Origin of the sequence: Sinorhizobium fredii USDA 205 (genome assembly GCF_001461695.1) — a bacterium.
GTDB lineage: Bacteria > Pseudomonadota > Alphaproteobacteria > Rhizobiales > Rhizobiaceae > Sinorhizobium > Sinorhizobium fredii.
Genome location: NZ_AUTC01000101.1, coordinates 1 through 994 on the forward strand (window position 1 = coordinate 1; position 994 = coordinate 994).

Sequence of the window (994 nt, forward strand, 5' to 3'; positions counted from 1 at the left end):
CCTCCATGCCATCCAGGCCGATATCGTCGAGCCTGCCGACGAAAGGCGAGATGTATGCTGCACCGGATTTCGCCGCGAGCAGTGCCTGGTTCGCTGCAAAGCAGAGCGTGACATTGACTTTCAACCCGCGTTCGCTGAGTGCCCGGCAAGCCCTGAAGCCATCCCAGGTCGAGGGCACCTTGACGGCCACATTGGGAGCAATGCTGGCCAACCGCTCCCCCTCGGCGACCATGCCGCCGAACTCAGTCGCGGTGACCTCCGCTGAGACCGGGCCCTCAATCGCCTCGCAGATCTCCTCGATAATCTCCCAGATCGGTCGGCCGGTCTTTGCAATCAACGACGGATTGGTCGTCACTCCGTCGACGACTCCTGCGGCGGTGAGCTCGCGGATTTCGCCAATATCGGCTGTATCGACAAAAAACTTCATTGTTTTTCTCCTGGCGTAGTCGCGTGAAGCGGCGGCGAGCGTTCTTCGGGTCGGCTGCCCGAGGTGATTTCGTCATCGCAGGCATGATCACATCGCCCTATGTTTTTAACTGTGGGTAGGAGGGAGCGATGTGGATGAGCGGCAAAATCTCCGAGAAGAATGTCAAACTGAAACGCGCATACGAGAGACCGATGGACAGTGACGGCAAGCGTGTCTTGGTTGACCGGCTGTGGCCGCGCGGAGTGAGGAAGACCGATGCCGCAATCGATTATTGGGTGAAGGAGCTGGCACCAAGCACCGAGCTGCGGAGATGGTTCGCTCACGATCCCTCCCGTTGGGAGGAGTTCCGCCGGCGATATGCCGCGGAGATCGAGGCGCATCGCGAGGAATTTGATCGATTGCGCGACCTGGCGCTTAAAAGTCCGATCACGCTCGTCTATGCGGCGCGTGACGAGACGCACAACGATGCCGTCGTTCTCAGGGAGCTCTTGCTGGCACATCGATATAATGCCCCATCTAGATGTAAGGAACGACGACGGTTGACGTAGGTGTCGACCGCGGCGCTGC

At 59.5% G+C, this 994-nt stretch carries 2 protein-coding genes; one reads left to right on the forward strand and one right to left on the reverse strand.

Annotated elements, in window-relative coordinates; all coding sequences use genetic code 11:
• The coding region (locus tag N181_RS11065) for a transaldolase family protein (RefSeq protein WP_060563375.1) at positions 1–427 on the reverse strand (427 nt) is incomplete at its 3' end.
• A 134-nt stretch (positions 428–561) separates the two neighbouring features.
• Between N181_RS11065 and N181_RS11070 the strand changes: the two genes are divergently transcribed.
• Positions 562–975: a DUF488 domain-containing protein gene (locus tag N181_RS11070; RefSeq protein ID WP_037436933.1), complete on the forward strand. Its 414-nt coding sequence runs from the start codon at positions 562–564 to the stop codon at positions 973–975.
• The last annotated feature ends 19 nt before the right edge of the window (positions 976–994 follow it).

Bases quoted from the DNA above. Each gene is read 5' to 3' on its own strand.
- N181_RS11070 (WP_037436933.1), top strand. From the start codon at position 562: ATGAGCGGCAAAATCTCCGAGAAGAATGTCAAACTGAAACGCGCATAC.